Source organism: Streptomyces sp. NBC_01264 (genome assembly GCF_026340675.1).
Taxonomy (GTDB): domain Bacteria; phylum Actinomycetota; class Actinomycetes; order Streptomycetales; family Streptomycetaceae; genus Streptomyces.
In genome coordinates this window covers 2,312,684-2,330,429 of sequence record NZ_JAPEOX010000002.1, presented here as the reverse complement: position 1 = coordinate 2,330,429, position 17,746 = coordinate 2,312,684, and the positions used below count along the sequence as shown (strand labels likewise).

19 protein-coding genes are annotated in these 17,746 nt (G+C 71.8%); 13 read left to right on the top strand and 6 right to left on the bottom strand.

From position 1 onward, the window contains the following. Positions 1–5 precede the first annotated feature (5 nt). A complete protein-coding gene (locus OG435_RS43465; RefSeq protein ID WP_266886161.1) occupies positions 6–1,340 on the bottom strand; it encodes a D-arabinono-1,4-lactone oxidase in 1,335 nt (444 codons plus the stop codon). Continuing rightward, positions 1,285–2,547, bottom strand: a complete 1,263-nt coding sequence (locus OG435_RS43460) for an MFS transporter (protein WP_266886159.1) — start codon at positions 2,545–2,547, stop codon at positions 1,285–1,287. Before OG435_RS43460 ends, OG435_RS43465 begins: the two co-directional genes overlap by 56 nt. A 168-nt stretch (positions 2,548–2,715) precedes the next feature. Between OG435_RS43460 and OG435_RS43455 the strand changes: the two genes are divergently transcribed. Next, complete coding sequence (locus OG435_RS43455; RefSeq protein WP_266886157.1) at positions 2,716–3,891, top strand: ferrochelatase; 1,176 nt, start codon at positions 2,716–2,718, stop codon at positions 3,889–3,891. Between the two features lie 56 nt (positions 3,892–3,947). Continuing rightward, entirely contained in the window at positions 3,948–4,751 is an 804-nt protein-coding gene (locus tag OG435_RS43450; RefSeq protein ID WP_430625834.1) for an inositol monophosphatase family protein, read from the top strand. A gap of 119 nt (positions 4,752–4,870) precedes the next feature. Here the strand turns inward: OG435_RS43450 and OG435_RS43445 are convergent, their stop codons facing one another. After that, positions 4,871–5,044 carry a hypothetical protein gene (locus OG435_RS43445; protein WP_204357838.1) on the bottom strand — a complete coding sequence of 58 codons (174 nt, stop codon included), beginning with the start codon at positions 5,042–5,044 and terminating at the stop codon, positions 4,871–4,873. A gap of 290 nt (positions 5,045–5,334) precedes the next feature. Here OG435_RS43445 and OG435_RS43440 point away from each other — a divergent pair, with 290 nt between their 5' ends. From OG435_RS43440 to OG435_RS43425, 4 genes are all read left to right on the top strand, one after another. Next, positions 5,335–5,988 (top strand): response regulator transcription factor, encoded by a 654-nt coding sequence (locus OG435_RS43440; RefSeq protein ID WP_112451148.1) that lies wholly within the window; start codon positions 5,335–5,337, stop codon positions 5,986–5,988. Positions 5,989–5,993: 5 nt separating this feature from the next. Further along, positions 5,994–7,238: a sensor histidine kinase gene (locus OG435_RS43435; protein WP_266886154.1), complete on the top strand. Its 1,245-nt coding sequence runs from the start codon at positions 5,994–5,996 to the stop codon at positions 7,236–7,238. Positions 7,239–7,622: 384 nt separating this feature from the next. Further along, complete coding sequence (locus OG435_RS43430) at positions 7,623–7,919, top strand: DUF4193 domain-containing protein (protein ID WP_112451146.1); 297 nt, start codon at positions 7,623–7,625, stop codon at positions 7,917–7,919. A 12-nt stretch (positions 7,920–7,931) separates the two neighbouring features. Continuing rightward, positions 7,932–8,909 carry a hypothetical protein gene (locus OG435_RS43425; RefSeq protein ID WP_266886149.1) on the top strand — a complete coding sequence of 326 codons (978 nt, stop codon included), beginning with the start codon at positions 7,932–7,934 and terminating at the stop codon, positions 8,907–8,909. Between the two features lie 12 nt (positions 8,910–8,921). On the opposite strand, the gene OG435_RS43420 is transcribed toward OG435_RS43425, so the two are convergent. Next, positions 8,922–9,383, bottom strand: a complete 462-nt coding sequence (locus tag OG435_RS43420; protein WP_266886147.1) for a DUF3093 domain-containing protein — start codon at positions 9,381–9,383, stop codon at positions 8,922–8,924. 58 nt (positions 9,384–9,441) lie between these two features. Between OG435_RS43420 and OG435_RS43415 the strand changes: the two genes are divergently transcribed. From OG435_RS43415 to OG435_RS43385, 7 genes are all read left to right on the top strand, one after another. After that, positions 9,442–10,026 (top strand): PaaI family thioesterase, encoded by a 585-nt coding sequence (locus OG435_RS43415; protein WP_266886145.1) that lies wholly within the window; start codon positions 9,442–9,444, stop codon positions 10,024–10,026. Beyond that, positions 10,026–10,559 carry a dUTP diphosphatase gene (gene dut, locus OG435_RS43410; protein WP_266886143.1) on the top strand — a complete coding sequence of 178 codons (534 nt, stop codon included), beginning with the start codon at positions 10,026–10,028 and terminating at the stop codon, positions 10,557–10,559. The genes OG435_RS43415 and dut overlap by 1 nt, the downstream gene beginning before the upstream one ends. Position 10,560: 1 nt before the next feature. Beyond that, positions 10,561–11,352, top strand: coding sequence for a DUF3710 domain-containing protein (locus tag OG435_RS43405; RefSeq protein ID WP_266886141.1), 792 nt, complete (start codon positions 10,561–10,563; stop codon positions 11,350–11,352). Positions 11,353–11,520: 168 nt separating this feature from the next. Then, positions 11,521–14,166 (top strand): sensor histidine kinase, encoded by a 2,646-nt coding sequence (locus OG435_RS43400; protein ID WP_266886139.1) that lies wholly within the window; start codon positions 11,521–11,523, stop codon positions 14,164–14,166. Beyond that, entirely contained in the window at positions 14,163–14,849 is a 687-nt protein-coding gene (locus tag OG435_RS43395) for a response regulator (protein WP_266886137.1), read from the top strand. The genes OG435_RS43400 and OG435_RS43395 overlap by 4 nt, the downstream gene beginning before the upstream one ends. A 24-nt stretch (positions 14,850–14,873) precedes the next feature. Beyond that, positions 14,874–15,302 carry an OB-fold nucleic acid binding domain-containing protein gene (locus tag OG435_RS43390; RefSeq protein ID WP_112451269.1) on the top strand — a complete coding sequence of 143 codons (429 nt, stop codon included), beginning with the start codon at positions 14,874–14,876 and terminating at the stop codon, positions 15,300–15,302. 2 nt (positions 15,303–15,304) lie between these two features. After that, positions 15,305–16,054, top strand: a complete 750-nt coding sequence (locus tag OG435_RS43385) for a DUF3159 domain-containing protein (RefSeq protein ID WP_266886134.1) — start codon at positions 15,305–15,307, stop codon at positions 16,052–16,054. Positions 16,055–16,294: 240 nt separating this feature from the next. On the opposite strand, the gene OG435_RS43380 is transcribed toward OG435_RS43385, so the two are convergent. Next, positions 16,295–16,957 (bottom strand): potassium channel family protein, encoded by a 663-nt coding sequence (locus tag OG435_RS43380; protein WP_214953432.1) that lies wholly within the window; start codon positions 16,955–16,957, stop codon positions 16,295–16,297. Continuing rightward, the gene (locus tag OG435_RS43375; protein WP_266886130.1) at positions 16,954–17,622 is read right to left on the bottom strand and encodes a potassium channel family protein; all 669 of its coding nucleotides are present in this window, start codon (positions 17,620–17,622) and stop codon (positions 16,954–16,956) included. Before OG435_RS43375 ends, OG435_RS43380 begins: the two co-directional genes overlap by 4 nt. Between the last annotated feature and the right edge of the window lie 124 nt (positions 17,623–17,746).

Here is a 17,746-nt window from a genome sequence, read left to right as displayed (position 1 = left end):
CCGGCTCAGTCCCCCAGGACGCGCCGCAGGTAGTCGTTGCCGAAGACCCGGTCCGGGTCCAGCCGGTCGCGCAGCGCGGTGAACTCCCCGAAGCGCGGGTACGCCCGGGCGAAGTACTCCGCGTCCCGCGTGTGCACCTTGCCCCAGTGCGGCCGCCCGCCGTACTCGGTGAAGATCCGCTCGGCGGCCGTGAAGTAGGCCTGGTACGGCGTGCCCTTGTACATGTGCACCGCGATGTACGCCGTTTCGCGGCCCGAGGCCGTCGACAGGGTGATGTCGTCCGCCGGAGCCGTCCGCACCTCCACCGGGAAGCTGATCCGCAGGCCGGAGCGGTCCACCATGGCCTTCAGCTCCCGCAGCGCCTCGACGACGTGCTCGCGCGGAAGGGCGTACTCCATCTCCACGAACCGGACCCGGCGGGGGCTGGTGAACACCTTGTACGGGATGTCCGTGTAGGTGCGCGCCGACAGGGCGCGGCTCGCGATCCGGGCGATGGAGGGGATGGTCGCCGGGACAGCGCGGCCGAGCGAGTTGACCGCCTGGAAGAGGCCGTTGGACAGCAGCTCGTCCTCGACCCAGGCGGAGACCGCTCCCGGCGGGGCGGCCGGGCCCTGGCTGCGGTTGTTGCGCTTGGTGTTGCAGTTGCCGGTGTGCGGGAACCAGTAGAACTCGAAGTGCTCGTTCTCCGCGTGGTGCTGGTCGAACTCGGAGGTCACCCGGTCGAAGCTCATCGGCTCCTCACGGGCGGTCAGGAAGAAGAGCGGCTCCACGGCGAAGGTGATCGAGGTGACCACGCCGAGCGCCCCGATGCCGAGCCGGGCGGCCGCGAAGACCTCCGGATTCTCCTTCTCGGAGCACGCCTGGAGCCGGCCGTCCGCCGTGACCAGCTCCAGGCCGCGGATCTGGGCGGCGATGGAGGCCGAGTCGCGGCCGGTTCCGTGGGTGCCGGTGCTGGTGGCTCCCGAGACCGTCTGCTCCATGATGTCGCCCATGTTGGTGAGCGACAGGCCCTCCTTGGCGAGGGCCAGGTTCAGGTCCTTGAGGACCATGCCCGCCGCCACCGTGACGGTGCCGGCCTCCCGGTCGATCGCCTGGATCCCGGCCAGCGCCTGGGGGCGGATCAGTACGCCGTCGGTCGCGGCGGCCGTGGTGAAGGAGTGGCCGGTGCCGACCGCCTTGACCTTCAGCCCGTCGCCGACGGCCCGGCGGACCGCCTCCTGGAGCTCCCCGACCGAGGCCGGGGCCACCACGCGCACGGGCGTGGCACTGACGTTGCCCGCCCAGTTATGCCACGCGGCGGTCCGTGTCCCGCTGCTGCCTGCTGTCCCCGTCGTCGCCATCGTTGGAAGGCTCCTCCCCTTGCGCCGACCTCGTCAGCCGGCGATAACCCGCGAACGCAACCGCCGCCGCGGCGGTCCCCGCCGAGATGGAGACGACGTACCCGGTCCTCGCGCCGGCGGCGTCGATGACCCAGCCGGCCACGGAGGAGCCGAGCGCGACCCCGACCGCGAGGCCGGTGCTGATCCAGGTCATGCCCTCGGTCAGCTTCGCGCGTGGTACGTGCGCCTCGATCAGGGCCATCGTGGTGATCATCGTGGGAGCGATGGCGAGGCCCGAGACGAAGAGCGCCACGGCCAGAAACGGAAGGTTCCCGGCCAGTAGGAGGGGGATCATACTCACGGCCATCGCACATATGCCCAGCACCCACCTGCGTTCGGCCTTGCCCTTGAGGTGCAGCAGGCCGAAGACGATGCCGGCGAGGCAGGAGCCGACCGCCCAGACGGCGAGGATGAAGCTGGCGGCGGACTTGTGGCCCTGCTCGTCGGCGAAGGCCAGGGTGACCACGTCGATGGAGCCGAAGATGGCCCCGGTGGCCACGAAGGTGCCCATCAGCACCTGGAGTCCGGGGGAGCGCAGGGCCGAGGTCCGGTCGGCGTCCTCGCCGCGGGGGTGCGGGGCCGGCTCGGTGGCGCGCTGCGCGGTGAGCCACCACACGCCCACCAGCAGGCAGACCCCGGCGACCAGCGGGCCCGCCTCGGGGAACCAGGTGGTGGAGAGCCCGATGGCGAGGATCGGCCCGAAGACGAAGCAGACCTCGTCCAGAACGGATTCCAGGGAGTACGCCGTGTGCAGTTCGCGCGGCGAGTCCCGGTAGATGGCCGTCCACCGGGCGCGGATCATCGAGCCCACGCTGGGTACGCAGCCGGCGAGCGCGGCGAAGACGAAGAGGGTCCAGTCCGGCGTGTTGTTGGCCGCGCACAGCAGCAGGCCGGAGATGGCCAGGAGGGCGAGCAGGGTGGCCGGCCGCAGGACGCGGCGCTGGCCGTACTGGTCGACCAGGCGGGAGACCTGCGGGCCGATCGCGGCGGCGGAGAGCGCGAGGGTGGCGGTGAGCGCGCCGGCCAGTGAGTAGCGGCCGGTCAGCTCGGAGATCATCGTCAGGACGCCGATGCCGACCATGGAGAGCGGAAGCCGGCCGATGAGGCCGGCCGCGCTGAAGCCCCGGCTTCCGGGGGCGGCGAAGATCGCGCGGTAGGGACTGGGCAAGGTGCCCTCCGTAAGGGACGTCATTGGCCCATACAGGTTACGGTCGGACACAAGCCGCCCGCATGGGGAGGATCCGGACAGGGCCGAAGGGCCCGGACGCCGGGCCGGGAGGTCCTGCGGGCCGGTCCTGTTTTCCGCGGAGCGGCGCCGGGTGGCAGGATTCGAAGCATGTCTGACCAGCTCCGCGCCTCCGCCACCGGCTCGGCCGACGGCCCCGCCGCCCCCTACGACGCCCTCCTGCTGCTGTCCTTCGGCGGCCCCGAGGGGCCCGACGACGTCGTGCCGTTCCTGGAGAACGTCACGCGCGGCCGCGGCATCCCGCGCGAGCGGCTCAAGGAGGTCGGGCAGCACTACTTCGGCTTCGGCGGCGTCAGCCCGATCAACGGCCAGAACCGCGAGCTGCTGGACGCCCTGCGCAAGGACTTCGCGGACCACGGGCTGGACCTGCCGGTGTACTGGGGCAACCGCAACTGGGCCCCGTACCTGAACGACGTGATGCGCGAGCTGGCCGCCGACGGGCGCCGCCGCGTCGCGGTGCTCGCGACCAGTGCGTACGCCTCGTACTCGGGCTGCCGGCAGTACCGCGAGAACCTCGCCGACGCGCTCGCCCTGCTCGTGGAGGAGGGCGTGGCCGGGGCGGACCTGCCGAAGGTCGACAAGCTGCGGCACTACTTCAACCACCCCGGCTTCGTGCAGCCCATGATCGACGGGGTGCTGGCCTCGCTGGCCGCGCTGCCCGAGGAGGTCCGCGCCGGGGCGCACCTTGCCTTTACCACGCACTCCATCCCGAACGCGGCCGCGGACGCCTCCGGCCCCGTGGAGGACCACACGGCGGACGGCGAGGGCGGGGCCTACGTCAAGCAGCACCTGGACGTCGCCAAGGTGATCGCCGACGCGGTCCGCGCCGAGACCGGCACCGAGCTGCCCTGGGAGCTCGTCTACCAGTCGCGCAGCGGAGCCCCGCACATCCCGTGGCTGGAGCCGGACATCTGCGACCACCTGGAGGCCCTGCACGAGGCGGGCGCCCCGGCGGTGGTCATGGTGCCGATCGGCTTCGTCTCGGACCACATGGAGGTGCTCTACGACCTCGACACGGAGGCGACGGCGAAGGCCGCGGAGCTCGGGCTGCCCGTCGCCCGCTCGGCCACGGTCGGCTCCGACCCCCGGTTCGCGGCGGCGGTACGGGACCTCGTGCTGGAGCGGGCCGCGGCGGAACGCGGGGAGGCCGTGGAGCGTTGCGCGCTCGGGCTGCTCGGAGCGAGCCACGACCTATGCGCGGTGGGCTGCTGCCCGGCGCGCGGGCCCCGGCCGGCGGCCGCGGGCGTGGACAGCCCGTACGCGTAACCGCCGGTGCGCGCAGCGCAGTGAAGACCGCAGAAGTCGATGAACGGGAGCCGGGCGTGATCTCCGAAGAACTGAAGACCGAACTGCTGGACGTGGCCCTGGAGGCGGCCGGCCGGGCGGGCGCGCTGCTGAGGGACGGGCGGCCCGCCGATCTGGCGGTCGCCTCGACCAAGACGAGCCCGATCGACGTGGTGACCGAGATGGACATCGCGGCCGAGAAGCTGATCACCGGCATCCTCGCGGAGCGGCGGCCCGAGGACGGGCTGCTGGGCGAGGAGGGCTCGGAATCGGCCGGCACCAGCGGCGTGCGGTGGGTCATCGACCCGCTGGACGGCACGGTGAACTACCTCTACGGGCTGCCGACCTGGGGCGTGTCCATCGCGGCCGAGTACCGCGGCGAGACGGTGGCCGGGGTCGTGGCCGCGCCGATGCGCGGGGAGACGTACCACGCGGTGCTGGGGCGCGGTGCCTGGCTGGGCGGGGTCCGCCTCGCCTGCCGGCCGGCCGCTCCGCTGGACCAGGCGCTGATCGGCACCGGTTTCGCGTACGTCCAGAGCCGGCGGGCGCACCAGGCCGACGTCGCGCAGCGGATCATCCCGCTGGTCCGGGACATCCGGCGCGGCGGTTCGGCGGCGATCGACCTGTGCGACGTGGCCGCCGGACGGCTGGACGGGTACTGGGAGCGCGGGCTGAACCCCTGGGACCTGGCGGCGGGCGAGCTGATCGCACGGGAGGCGGGCGCGGTGACGGGCGGCCGCCCGGGGGAGCCCGCCTCGGGCGAGCTCGCGCTGGCCGCGACCCCCGCGGTGTTCGCCTCGCTGCGGCCGCTGCTGGAGGAGGCCGGGGCCTGGCACGACTGACCGGGCGCCCCTCCGGGCCCGGGACCGCTCCGGACATGAGGGGACCCCGGCGGCCGGGTGGCGGCCTCCGGGGTCCGGGGGGTGTACGGGTACCGGTGGCCGGCCACCGGCGGCTGGAGTCAGCAGGCGGAAACGGTGACCGGAACGCCGTGATCGGCTGCGATGCGCTGGAGGTCTTCCAGCTCCGCCTGTTCCACTTCCACGAGGAAGTCGTCGCCCGTCTCGCGAGCCTGCCTGAGGTCCGACTGCGTGCTCCTGATGCGCTGCAGGAGACCCGCGGTGAATGCGTCCATGGTGGGTTCGCCCCCTCTTCGTGGGTCGGCGGCGGCACGTGGCAGTGCGCCGTCAGGGAGGTGTTCGGGGTGTGAAGTCGTCCTCCCCGCCGCGTTGGCCCCAGAAACCTCGTAAGGCGAGGGAATCCTCACTTCCGTCCCTGGGGTCCCCCCTGAACGCCCCCTGAGCACCGCTCGAGCGCCCCGTGAGCGCCCCCGAGCGGCGTCTTACAGCCGGTTTACCGGCGAAAGGGGCAGGATGGACGACACATGACACCCCTGCCCTGACGGGCTCTGAGGAAGGAAACGACGTGCGCGTACTCGTCGTCGAGGACGAGCAGCTGCTCGCCGATGCGGTGGCCACCGGACTGCGCCGGGAGGCCATGGCCGTGGACGTCGTGTACGACGGTGCCGCGGCCCTGGAGCGCGTCGGAGTGAACGACTACGACGTGGTCGTGCTCGACCGGGACCTCCCGCTGGTGCACGGCGACGACGTGTGCCGGAAGATCGTCGAGCTCGGCATGCCCACCCGCGTGCTCATGCTGACGGCGTCCGGCGACGTGAGCGACCGGGTCGAGGGTCTGGAGATCGGGGCGGACGACTATCTGCCCAAGCCGTTCGCGTTCACCGAGCTGACCGCCCGGGTACGGGCGCTGGGCCGGCGCACCACGGTCGCGCTGCCGCCCGTGCTGGAGCGCGCGGGAATCAAGCTGGACCCGAACCGGCGCGAGGTGTTCCGCGAGGGCAAGGAGGTGCAGCTGGCGCCGAAGGAGTTCGCGGTGCTGGAGGTCCTCATGCGCAGCGAGGGCACGGTCGTGTCCGCCGAGCAGCTCCTGGAGAAGGCGTGGGACGAGAACACGGACCCCTTCACCAACGTGGTGCGGGTGACGGTCATGACGCTGCGCCGCAAGCTGGGGGAGCCGCCGGTCATCGTGACCGTCCCCGGTTCCGGCTACCGGATCTGACGCGGGTGGCCGCGACCCCGGCGCCACCCTCCGCGCCACCGAAACCGACCTGGGACCCCGGCCAGCCCGAGGGTCCTTTCCCTTGGCTGCGGCCGACGATCCGGATACGCCTCACGCTGCTGTACGGCGGGATGTTCCTGATCGCCGGCATCCTGCTGCTGTCCATCATCTACCTGCTGGCGGCCCAGGCGCTGGGGCGGGGCAACGCGCTGCCGTTCACGATCGTGGGCGGCGGCCCGATCCAGGTCACGAGCACGTGCCCCGGTGTGAACGGGACGGGCCAGATGCCCGACCAGTTCAACGCCGCGATCAACACGTGCATCCTCGAACAGCGGCGGCACGCGCTGGACGACCTGCTGAGCCGCTCGCTGATGGCGCTGATGGGGCTGAGCATCATCGCCTTCGCCTTCGGGTACGCGATGGCCGGCCGGGTGCTGTCGCCGCTCGGCAGGATCACCCGGACCGCCCGCCGGGTGGTCGGCTCCGACCTCACCCGGCGGATCGAGCTGGACGGTCCGGACGACGAGCTCAAGGAGCTCGCCGACACCTTCGACGAGATGCTCGACCGGCTGGAACGGGCCTTCACGGCCCAGCAGCGGTTCGTGGCCAACGCCTCGCACGAGCTGAGGACCCCGCTGGCCATCAACCGGACGCTGCTGGAGGTGCACCTCTCCGACCCCGGGGCGCCGGTGGAGCTCCAGCAGCTCGGCAAGACCCTGCTCGCCACCAACGAACGCAGCGAGCAGCTGGTGGAGGGCCTGCTGCTGCTGGCCCGCAGCGACAACCAGATCATCGAGCGCAAGCCCGTGGACCTGGCGGAGGTGGCCTCGCGCGCCCTCGACCAGGCACGCGGGGAGGCGCAGGCCAAGGGCGTGGAGATCCGCGGGGAGCGCGCGCTGGCCGTGGTCCAGGGCAACGGCGTGCTGCTGGAGCGGATCGCGCTCAACCTGGTGCAGAACGCCGTCCGCTACAACGTGCCCCAGGGCGGCTGGGTGGAGGTCACCACCGAGGCCGTGCACGGGCAGGCGGTCCTGCTGGTATCGAACACGGGTCCCGTGGTTCCCGCGTACGAGGTGGACAACCTCTTCGAGCCCTTCAGGCGGCTGCGTACGGAGCGCACGGGCAGCGACAAGGGGGTCGGGCTCGGCCTCTCGATCGCGCGCTCCGTGGCGCGCGCGCACGGCGGTCGGATCCAGGCGGTTCCCCGCGAGGGCGGTGGCCTCGTGATGCGTGTCACTCTGCCCTTGTGAGCGCGACCACCCCGTGTTCGCTGTTGGCTGAATGCTTGGGTCATGAAGGTAGTGACTTCTGTGCGATCGATCACAGTGCCGAGTGTCCGGCCCTATGCGCTCAGTGACCTTGGGGCGGCCGGAAAGCCCGGGAAGTCCGGGTTTCCGGCCCCCCTGGCGGCGGGAAATACATGGGGCGGCGTTTGTGCAAGACGGCCCCCGGACCGTGTACGGTCCCGGTCGTCATCCCAGCCAATCGCTCGTCTGAATGTGCGGCTGGGTGTCGATTGAGTAACAGACCTTGATGTGAGGCAAAATCTCCGCCTCAGGTCGGGCACAAGTCCGGCCTCTCGCGCGTTACGTGCGCTGAGACACCCGCTAAATCCCAGAGGGGGAGAGCGAACTATGGCAACGGACTACGACACCCCGCGCAAGACCGACGACGACGTGGACAACGACAGCATCGAAGAGCTGAAGGCTCGTCGAAACGAGAAGTCGTCCTCGAACGTCGACCTGGACGAAATCGACAACGCCGAGGGCCTCGACCTGCCCGGTGCAGACCTCTCCAACGAGGAACTGGCCGTCCGGGTCCTGCCCAAGCAGGCCGACGAGTTCACCTGCACGAGCTGCTTCCTGGTGCACCACCGCAGCCAGCTGGCACGCGAGAAGAACGGTCAGCCGATCTGCCGCGAATGCGACTGAGAGGCGTCGGCCGTGACTGGCTCGACACCATTTCGGAAGCGGCGCTTCCGAAAAGCTGGTGATCCGGCGGAGGCGCACGAGGGAACCGGGGGCCTGGAAACAGGCCCTGGAGCCCCGGGCGTACCCGCCGTGCTCCCCGACACCGCTGAGGCGGTGACGTCGGCCTCCGAGGCCGGCGAGGGGCCCCGGAAGAACTCCGGGGTCCGTCGGCTGCAAGCCGTCAAGAACGGTGTGCGCAAGGGCGGCGAAAGTGCCAGGGCCGCCGCCCTTTACCTCACCGACCGAGTCATCGAGAACGCTCCGCGCGTTCCGGTTCGGGACCTCGCGACCCTGCGCGCGCAGTTCCCGGGCCTCGGGCCCGATCAGCTCGCCGACAAGCTGATCTCGGGAGCCGCCAACGCCACCTCCACGGTCGGCGCCGGGATCGGCGCGGCCGCCATGCTGCCCGTGCCTCCCGCCATGCCGGCCGAGCTGGCCGCCGAGATCACCGGGGTCGCCGCGATCGAGCTGAAGCTCATCGCCGAACTCCACGAGGTCTACGGCCTGCGACCGCCCGGCAACCTCAAGCAGCGCAGCGTCGCCTACCTCACGTCGTGGACGGAGGAGCGCGGGGTCGACCTGACCAAGCCGACCACGCTCAACGCGGCGCTCGGCGGCCAGATGAAGCGCGAACTGCGCCAGCAGATCATGAAGCGCATGTTCCGCAACCTGCCCAACCTGATGCCGTTCATGGTCGGCGCCGCGGTCGGAGCGGTCATGAACCGCCGGGACACCCGCAAACTCGCGGAGAAGGTACGTGCGGACCTGCGGGCCCGCGCCGTGGCCTGGAACGCGCTGCCACAGCTCCCGCCCCTGGAGCGGCCCGCCGAGGCCCTTCCCGAGGCGACCAGGGCCGCGGTCGAGGGCCGGATGGTCGATCCGCGGGGCATCGACCCGAGAGCCGTGGACCCGAAGGCCGTCGACCCGAGAGCCGTCGATCCGAAGGACTGAGCCCCGCCGGGGTCAGTCCCGGCCCTGCGCCGCGCGGATGGCCGCCGCCAGGGCCTGCGGCTCGCGGGTGGAGACGTAGACGTACGGGGTCGGGTCAGAGGGGTCGGTGACCTCGACGCGGACCGCGGTCGGCACGTAGCTGCGCATCAGCATGAAGGCGCGCATGTCGGCCTTGTACGTGCGCCAGGCGCGGGCCTCCTCCGCGTCCAGCACCTCCGGGTCGCCGAGCGCCGCCACCGGGATCCGGGCCTCCCCGGCGGCCAGCGTGCCGCCCACCACGCGCACGCGCTGGGAACCGTACGAACTCACCAGCAGCCCCGTCAGCGCGGTGCCCCCGATCAGCCCGGCGAGCAGCGGCAGCGTGCCCAGCGGGAGCAGCATCAGCGCGCAGGCCAGGCCGGTGAGGGCGGTGATGCCCCACCAGGAACGGGGGGCTGTCAGACGTTCGTCGTAGTGCGCGGGGGAGAGCTGCATGCGGCCAAGCCTGCCACGAGGCGACCGGCGGGTAGCCGCGCGGGTAAGGTCTGCGGCTGTGAGTGGACGAAACACAGCGTTGACGCCTCCCGCCGACGCCACGGCGCCGGTGCGGCACCCCGATGCCCCGGCCCCCGGCGAGCTCCTCGGCGCGCACTACGAGCACTGCTTCGGCTGCGGCGACGGCCAGCCGCACGGACTCCATCTGGAGGCCCGCGCGGGTGAGGGCGTGCGCGTCAGCGCCGAGTTCACCGTCAAGGCCGCCCATCAGGGCGCGCCCGGTCTCGCGCACGGCGGCGTCCTCGCCACCGCCCTCGACGAGACCCTGGGCTCCCTGAACTGGCTGCTGCGCGTCATCGCCGTCACCGGCCGGCTGGAGACGGACTTCGTCCGGCCCGTGCCCGTGGACACGGTGTTGTACCTGGAGGCCGAGGTCACCGCCGTCGCCGGCCGGAAGATCTACTCCAGCGCGGTCGGCCGAATAGGCGGACCGCAGGGGCCGGTCGCGCTGCGCGCCGACGCCCTCTTCATCGAGGTGAAGGTCGACCACTTCATCGACAACGGACGGCCCGAGGAGATCCGGGCGGCGATGGCCGACCCGGACCAGGTCAGGCGCGCACGCGCCTTCGAGGTGAACCCCTGATGTCTGAGAACAACACCGGCGTGGACGTGGCCATCCGGCGCGTCGACCCGGAGGTGCCGATTCCGGCCTACGGGCACCCCGGCGACGCCGGCTGCGATCTGGTCACCACGGTGGCCGCGGAGCTGGAACCGGGGGAGCGGGCGGTCCTGCCCACGGGGATCTCCATCGCCCTGCCCGAGGGGTACGCGGCGTTCGTGCACCCCCGCTCGGGCCTGGCCGCCCGCTGCGGGCTCGCACTCGTGAATGCCCCCGGGACGGTGGATGCCGGGTACCGTGGGGAGATCAAGGTGATCGTGGTCAATCTCGACCCGCGCGAAAGCGTCAGGTTCGAGCGTTTCGACCGCATTGCCCAGCTGGTTGTCCAGCGAGTCGAGCAGGTGCGCTTCCGCGAGGTGGCGCAGCTTCCCGACTCGGCGCGGGCCGAGGGGGGTTTCGGCTCCACCGGTGGTCATGCGGCCGTGGCCGGATCCGGCGCTGGTCAGCAGGGTGGGAATGGCTACGCTTCGGTCGTACACGACCGGGAAGGACAGTGACGTGTTCGGACGTCGCAAGAAGAACGACTCCGTCAAGGACGGCGGCGCGGCCGAGCAGGTCGTCGACGGCGTCGGTGCCGATGAGCAGGACGGCACGGAGGAGAACGACGCGGTACAGCCGCGCAGGGTGAACCTGCCGCCGGCCCCGCGTCCCGACGGCCCGTGGGACATCTCCGAGGTCCCCGGCAACCCCGAGGACGGCCGGGTCGACCTCGGCGGCATCCTCGTACCGGGTGTCGAGGGCATGGAGCTGCGCGTCGAGGTCGCCGGGGACGCGATCGTCGCCGCGACCGTGGTGCTGGGCGACAGCGCCGTGCAGCTGCAGGCCTTCGCCGCGCCGCGCAAGGAAGGCATCTGGGGCGAGGTCCGCGAGGAGATCGCCGAGGGCATCACCAAGCAGGGCGGCATCATCGACGAGGTCGAGGGTCCGCTGGGCTGGGAGCTGCGCGCGCAGGTCCCCGTACCGCTCCCGGACGGACAGACCGGCGCCCAGCTGGTCCGCTTCGTCGGGGTGGACGGCCCGCGCTGGTTCCTGCGCGGTGTCATCTCCGGCCAGGGCGCGGTGCGTCCCGAGTCGGCCGGTGTGCTGGAGCGGATCTTCCTGGACACCGTCGTGGTCCGCGGCGAGGGCCCGATGGCCCCGCGCGACCCGATCGTCCTGAAGCTGCCGAACGACGCGCAGATGGTGCCGGACGGCGTGCAGACCGAGGAAGCCGGCGACCAGGAAGGCTCCCGCTTCGGCGGTGGCATGGGCCAGCTGGAGCGCGGCCCGGAGATCACCGAGGTCCGCTGACCCCGGCTCGACCGCTCGTGGCCGTGGGCCGCACTCCTCCGGGGGTGCGGCCCATTGCCGTACCCGCGGAGGTACGGCCGTACCCGGGGGCGTCAGGGAAGCGTCAGAGATCGGCCCGCGGCAGGTCATCGGCGCGTGAACGGGGCCGGCGTCCCGGAGAATGGCCGCATGGGACGCGGCAAGCTCAGGATCTATCTCGGCTCGGCCCCCGGTGTGGGCAAGACGTACGCCATGCTCTCGGAGGGCCACCGGCGGGTGGAGCGCGGCACCGACTGCGTCGTGGGCTTCGTCGAGCACCACGGGCGGCCGCGCACCGAGGTCATGCTGCACGGCCTGGAGCAGGTGGAGCGCAAGGAGCTCGTGTACCGGGGCGCCGCCTTCACGGAGATGGACGTGGACTCCCTGCTGGCCCGCAAGCCCGCCATAGCCCTGGTGGACGAACTGGCCCACACCAACGTGCCGGGCTCGCGCAACGCCAAGCGCTGGCAGGACGTGGAGGAGCTGCTGCGGGCCGGGATCGACGTGATCTCCACGGTCAACATCCAGCACCTGGAGTCCCTGGGCGACGTGGTGGAGTCGATCACCGGCGTGCGGCAGCGGGAGACCGTCCCCGACGAGGTGGTGCGCCGGGCCGACCAGATCGAGCTGGTCGACATGTCCCCGCAAGCCCTGCGCCGCCGCATGGCGCACGGCAACATCTACAAGTCCGACAAGGTCGACGCGGCCCTGTCCAACTACTTCCGCCCCGGCAACCTGACCGCGCTGCGCGAGCTCGCCCTGCTCTGGGTCGCCGACCGGGCCGACGAGTACCTCCAGCAGTACCGGGGCGAGCACAACATCCGCTCCACCTGGCAGGCGCGCGAGCGGATCGTCGTGGGCCTCACCGGGGGACCCGAGGGGCGCACCCTCATCCGGCGCGCCTCCAGGGTGGCGGCCAAGGGCTCCGGCAGCGAGATCCTGGCCGTCTACATCGCCCGCAGCGACGGGCTGACCGCGGCCTCGCCCAAGGAGCTCGCGGTCCAGCGGACCCTGGTCGAGGACCTCGGCGGAACGTTTCACCATGTGATCGGCGACAACGTCCCCGAGGCGCTCCTCGAATTCGCCCGCGGGGTCAACGCCACCCAGATCGTGCTCGGCTCCAGCCGCCACCGCTCCTGGCGCTACGTCTTCGGCCCCGGCGTCGGCGCCACCGTCGCCCGCGACTCGGGGCCCGACCTCGACGTCCACATCGTCACGCACGAGGAGGTCGCCAAGGGCCGCGGCCTGCGCCCCGTGGCCCGCTCGGCGGCCCGGCTCGGCCGGACCCGGCTGGTGGCCGGCTGGGTGGTCGGGGTGGCCCTGCCGCTGGCGCTGGCGACCCTGCTGACGCACGTCGACACCGACCCCGGCCTCGCCAACGAGATGCTGCTGTTCCTGGCGCTGACCGTGGCCGCGGCCCTGCTCGGCGGGCTCTGGCCGGCGCTGGCCTCCGCCGCCGTCGGCTCCCTGCTGCTGAACTACTACTTCGCCCCGCCCATCCACCGCTTCACCGTCTCCGACCCCAAGAACATCGTCGCCATCGTGGTCTTCTTCGGCGTCGCCGGCTCCGTGGCCTCCGTCGTCGACGCCGCCGCCCGCCGCACCCACCAGGCCGCCCGGCTGCGCGCCGAGTCCGAGATCCTCTCCTTCCTCGCCGGCAGCGTGCTGCGCGGCGAGACCACCCTGGACGCCCTGCTGGAGCGGGTGCGCGAGACCTTCGCGATGGAATCGGTGGCACTGCTGGAGCGCGAGAGCGACGTCGAGCCCTGGCGGCCGGCCGGCAGCGTCGGCCCGAGCCCGGTGGCCCGCCCGGAGGACGCCGACGTGGACATGCCGATCGGCGACCACATGGCGCTGGCCCTGTCCGGGCGGGTCCTGCCCGCCGAGGACCGCCGCGTGCTCGGCGCCTTCGCCGCCCAGGCCGCCGTCGTGCTCGACCGGCAGCGGCTGGTCGGGGAGGCGGAGGAGGCCCGCCGGATGGCCGAGGGCAACCGGATCCGGACCGCGCTGCTGGCCGCCGTCAGCCATGACCTCCGTACGCCCCTGGCCTCCATCAAGGCCTCCGTGAGCTCCCTGCGCTCCGAGGACGTGGAATGGTCCGAGGAGGACCGCGCCGAGCTCCTGGAGGGCATCGAGGACGGCGCCGACCGGCTCGACCACCTCGTGGGCAACCTGCTCGACATGTCGCGGCTCCAGACCGGCACCGTCACCCCGCTGATCCGCGAGATCGACCTCGACGAGGTGGTCCCGATGGCGCTGGGCGGCGTACCCGAGGGCAGCGTGCTGCTCGACGTCCCGGAGACCCTGCCCATGGTGGCCGTCGATCCCGGGCTGCTGGAGCGGACCGTGGCCAACGTCGTGGAGAACGCGGTCAAGTACAGCCCGCTGGACGAGCAGGTGCTGGTGGCGGCCAGTTTCCTCGGCGACCGGGTCGAGGTACGGGTCGTGGACCGCGGGCCCGGCGTGCCCGACGAGGCCAAGGACCGGATCTTCGCCCCCTTCCAGCGCCACGGCGACGCGCCGCGCGGCGCCGGGGTCGGCCTCGGACTGGCCGTCGCGCGCGGCTTCGCCGAGGCCATGAACGGCACGCTGGAGGCCGAGGACACCCCCGGCGGCGGTCTCACGATGGTGCTCACGCTGCGGGCGGTGCCCGGCGGGCGGCAGCAGGCCCCCGTGAGCGTGGACGGCGAGGGGCGCAGCGCGCCCGGGGGGCACGCGGTGGATCTTGACCCCGATCCCGATCCGGTACGCGATCCGAAACGCGATTCGATACGACAGAAGGCAGGACCTCAATGACCCGGGTGCTCGTGGTGGACGACGAACCTCAGATCGTCCGAGCCCTCGTGATCAACCTGAAGGCACGCAAGTACGAGGTCGACGCGGCCGCCGACGGGGCGAGCGCCCTGGAACTGGCGGCCGCCCGCCACCCCGACGTGGTCGTCCTCGACCTCGGCCTGCCCGACATGGACGGGGTCGAGGTGATCAAGGGGCTGCGCGGCTGGACCCGGGTCCCGATCCTGGTCCTCTCCGCCCGGCACAGCTCCGACGAGAAGGTCGAGGCCCTGGACGCGGGCGCCGACGACTACGTCACCAAGCCCTTCGGCATGGACGAACTGCTCGCCAGGCTGCGCGCCGCCGTCCGGAGGGCGGAGCCGGGCGCCGGGGCGGGCGAGGACGAGGTCGTCGTCGAGACCGGGACCTTCACGGTGGACCTCGCGGCGAAGAAGGCGGTGCGCGCCGGACGCGACGTACGCCTCACGCCCACCGAGTGGCACCTGCTGGAGGTGCTGGTGCGCAACGGCGGAAAGCTGGTCAGCCAGAAGCAGCTCCTCCAGGAGGTCTGGGGGCCCTCCTACGGGACCGAGACCAACTACCTGCGGGTCTACATGGCGCAGCTGCGGCGCAAGCTGGAGGCCGACCCCTCGCACCCGATCCACTTCATCACCGAACCTGGCATGGGATACCGCTTCGAGAGGTAGTGGGGGCGCCGGTACGCTTCCTGTATGAGTGCTGAACCGCGTCCCGAGAAGCCCGCGAAGCCGGCGAAGCCCGCCAGGCCGGCGGGCCGGTTCCGCCGGATGATAGAGCGGCTGTCCACCTCGCAGGAGGAGCTGCATTCGGCGGAGCTGCAGGAGGACGCAGAAGCCGCGGGGTGCACGCGGATCTGCGACTGCCACGACCGTCAGATAGTGAAGGTGACCGGGACCCTGCGGACCGTCACCCTGCGGCCGCGCGCGGGCGTCCCCGCCCTGGAGGCGGAGCTGTTCGACGGCTCGGCCGCGCTGGACGTCGTCTGGCTCGGACGTCGCTCGATCGTGGGAATCGAACCCGGCCGTCGCATGATCGCCTCCGGGCGGATCTCGATGAGCCACGGCCGTCGGGTGCTCTTCAACCCGAAGTACGAACTCCGACCGCTCGGACAGGAGCACTGACGGTGACGTCACTCGACAAACCGACCACGCCCGGGACGGATCCCGCCGCGGAACCGACCGAGGACCAGAAGGCCGTCACGCAAGCGGCCCTCTTCGACGCCTTCGGCGGCATCCGGGGCACCGTGGAGACGATGCTCCCCGGCCTGCTCTTCGTCATGATCTACACGATCAACAAGGACGTGAAGCTGTCCGCCATCGCGGCGGGCGCGGTCGCGGTCCTGCTGGTGATCGTGCGGCTGCTGCGCAAGGACACCGTCAAGCACGCCTTCAGCGGGGTCTTCGGCGTGGGCGTGGGCGTGGCCTTCGCCCTGTTCACGGGCAGCGCGAAGGGCTTCTACCTGCCCGGCATGATCTACGGCGCCGGCCTGGGCGTGGCCTTCACGCTCTCCGCGCTGGTGGGCTTCCCGCTGCTGGGCGTGATCCTGGGACCGGTCTTCAAGGAGAACCTGTCCTGGCGCACGCGCAACCCCGGTCGCAAGAAGGCGTACGTCAAGGCCAGCCTGGCGTGGGGCCTGATCTTCCTCGCGAAGTACGCGATCCTCTTCCCGCTGTACTGGTGGGGCGACGCGACCCAGCTCGGCTGGGTGCTGATCGCGCTGAAGCTGCCGCCGATGGTGCTGGCGGTGTACTTCACCTGGCTCTTCCTTGCGCAGGCCCCGCCGCCGATCAACGTGATCGCGGAGTGGGAGGCGGAGGAGGCGGCGGAAAAGGCCGCGAAGGCGGCGAAGGCCGCGGGGGGCCGGGGAGCCTGAGCCGTACGCCGCTGCGTGCTGGTGCTTGCTGCGCAGGGCGGGAGCGGGCTGCGCCCGGGCCCCCGGGGCTCCGCCCCGGACCCCGCGCCTCAAACGCCGGCGGGGCTGGATTGCGGTCGGCGCCGGATGGCACCCGCCGGCCGGACGGCTCCCGTCGCGCAGCCTCGTAGGCACGACGTGCGAAGGGGCGGCTGACCATGGTGGTCAGCCGCCCCTTCGGACGTTCAGCGGGACCGCAGGTCAGTCCGCGGCCTGGAGGAGGTCCTCCAGCTGCTCCTCGCGGGCCTGGGCGGCCACGAAGAGGAGCTCGTCGCCCGGCTCCAGTGTCTCCTCGCCGTGCGGCGTGAGCACCCGGTTGCCTCGGATGATCGTGACCAGCGAGGTGTCCTCCGGCCAGGTGATCTCGCTGATCTGCTTGCCCGCGACCTGGGAGTCGGCGGGCAGGGTCAGCTCCACGAGGTTCGCGTCGCCGTGGCTGAAGCGCAGCAGCCGGACCAGGTCGCCGACGCTGACGGCTTCCTCGACCAGCGCCGACATCAGGCGCGGCGTGGAGACGGCGACGTCGACGCCCCAGGACTCGTTGAAGAGCCACTCGTTCTTCGGGTTGTTCACCCGCGCCACGACCCGGGGCACCCCGTACTCGGTCTTGGCGAGGAGGGAGACGACCAGGTTGACCTTGTCGTCTCCGGTCGCGGCGATGACCACGTTGCAGCGCTGGAGCGCCGCCTCGTCGAGCGAGGTGATCTCGCAGGCGTCGGCCAGCAGCCATTCGGCCTGCGGCACCCGCTCCACCGAGATGGCGGTCGGGGCCTTGTCCACGAGGAGCACCTCGTGGCCGTTCTCCAGGAGCTCGCCCGCGATGGAACGGCCCACCGCGCCGGCTCCGGCGATCGCGACCCTCATGCGTGTGCCTCCTCAGGCCCCTCGGCGAAGGACGCCTCCACCTTGTCGATCTCGTCCGTGCGCATCATCACGTGGACGAGGTCGCCCTCCTGGAGGACGGTCGCCGATGTCGGCAGCATGGCCTCGCCCAGCCGGGTCAGGAAGGCGACGCGGACGCCAGTCTCCTCCTGCAGCCGGCTGACCTTCTGGCCGATCCAGGCGGTGGAGGTGTGCACCTCCGCGAGCTGGACACCGCCGCTCGGGTCGCGCCACAGCGGCTCGGCGCCCGAGGGCAGCAGCCGGCGGAGCATCTGGTCGGCCGTCCAGCGCACGGTGGCGACGGTGGGGATGCCCAGGCGCTGGTAGACCTCGGCGCGCTTGGGGTCGTAGATGCGGGCGGCGACGTTCTCGACGCCGAACATCTCACGGGCCACCCGGGCGGCGATGATGTTGGAATTGTCACCACTGCTCACCGCGGCGAAGGCGCCTGCCTCCTCGATGCCGGCCTCGCGCAGCGTGTCCTGGTCGAAGCCGACCCCGGTGACGCGACGGCCGCCGAATCCGGCTCCCAGCCGCCGGAATGCGGTGGGGTCCTGGTCGATGACCGCGACCGTATGCCCCTGCTGTTCCAGGGTCTGCGCGAGAGCGGAGCCCACTCTTCCGCAGCCCATAATGACGATGTGCACGGCCGTCCTTCCGGCTGTCAGCGGCTCGCTGGGTTCCAGCCTCATTGCTGCTCTGGCTTAACAGGGTCTCAGACCATGGCCCAAGCTACACACGGGCGGTCACCAGTGTGACCATTTGCGGCGG

Excerpts from the sequence above, each read along its gene's own strand:
- OG435_RS43445 (WP_204357838.1), bottom strand. The coding sequence starts at position 5,044 with ATGGACGCATTCACCGCGGGTCTCCTGCAGCGCATCAGGAGCACGCAG.
- OG435_RS43430 (WP_112451146.1), top strand. The coding sequence starts at position 7,623 with ATGGCAACGGACTACGACACCCCGCGCAAGACCGACGACGACGTGGAC.
- dut (WP_266886143.1), top strand. The coding sequence starts at position 10,026 with ATGTCTGAGAACAACACCGGCGTGGACGTGGCCATCCGGCGCGTCGAC.
- OG435_RS43395 (WP_266886137.1), top strand. The coding sequence starts at position 14,163 with ATGACCCGGGTGCTCGTGGTGGACGACGAACCTCAGATCGTCCGAGCC.
- OG435_RS43380 (WP_214953432.1), bottom strand. The coding sequence starts at position 16,957 with ATGAGGGTCGCGATCGCCGGAGCCGGCGCGGTGGGCCGTTCCATCGCG.
- OG435_RS43455 (WP_266886157.1), top strand. The coding sequence starts at position 2,716 with ATGTCTGACCAGCTCCGCGCCTCCGCCACCGGCTCGGCCGACGGCCCC.
- OG435_RS43420 (WP_266886147.1), bottom strand. The coding sequence starts at position 9,383 with ATGCAGCTCTCCCCCGCGCACTACGACGAACGTCTGACAGCCCCCCGT.
- OG435_RS43400 (WP_266886139.1), top strand. The coding sequence starts at position 11,521 with ATGGGACGCGGCAAGCTCAGGATCTATCTCGGCTCGGCCCCCGGTGTG.
- OG435_RS43390 (WP_112451269.1), top strand. The coding sequence starts at position 14,874 with ATGAGTGCTGAACCGCGTCCCGAGAAGCCCGCGAAGCCGGCGAAGCCC.
- OG435_RS43465 (WP_266886161.1), bottom strand. The coding sequence starts at position 1,340 with ATGGCGACGACGGGGACAGCAGGCAGCAGCGGGACACGGACCGCCGCG.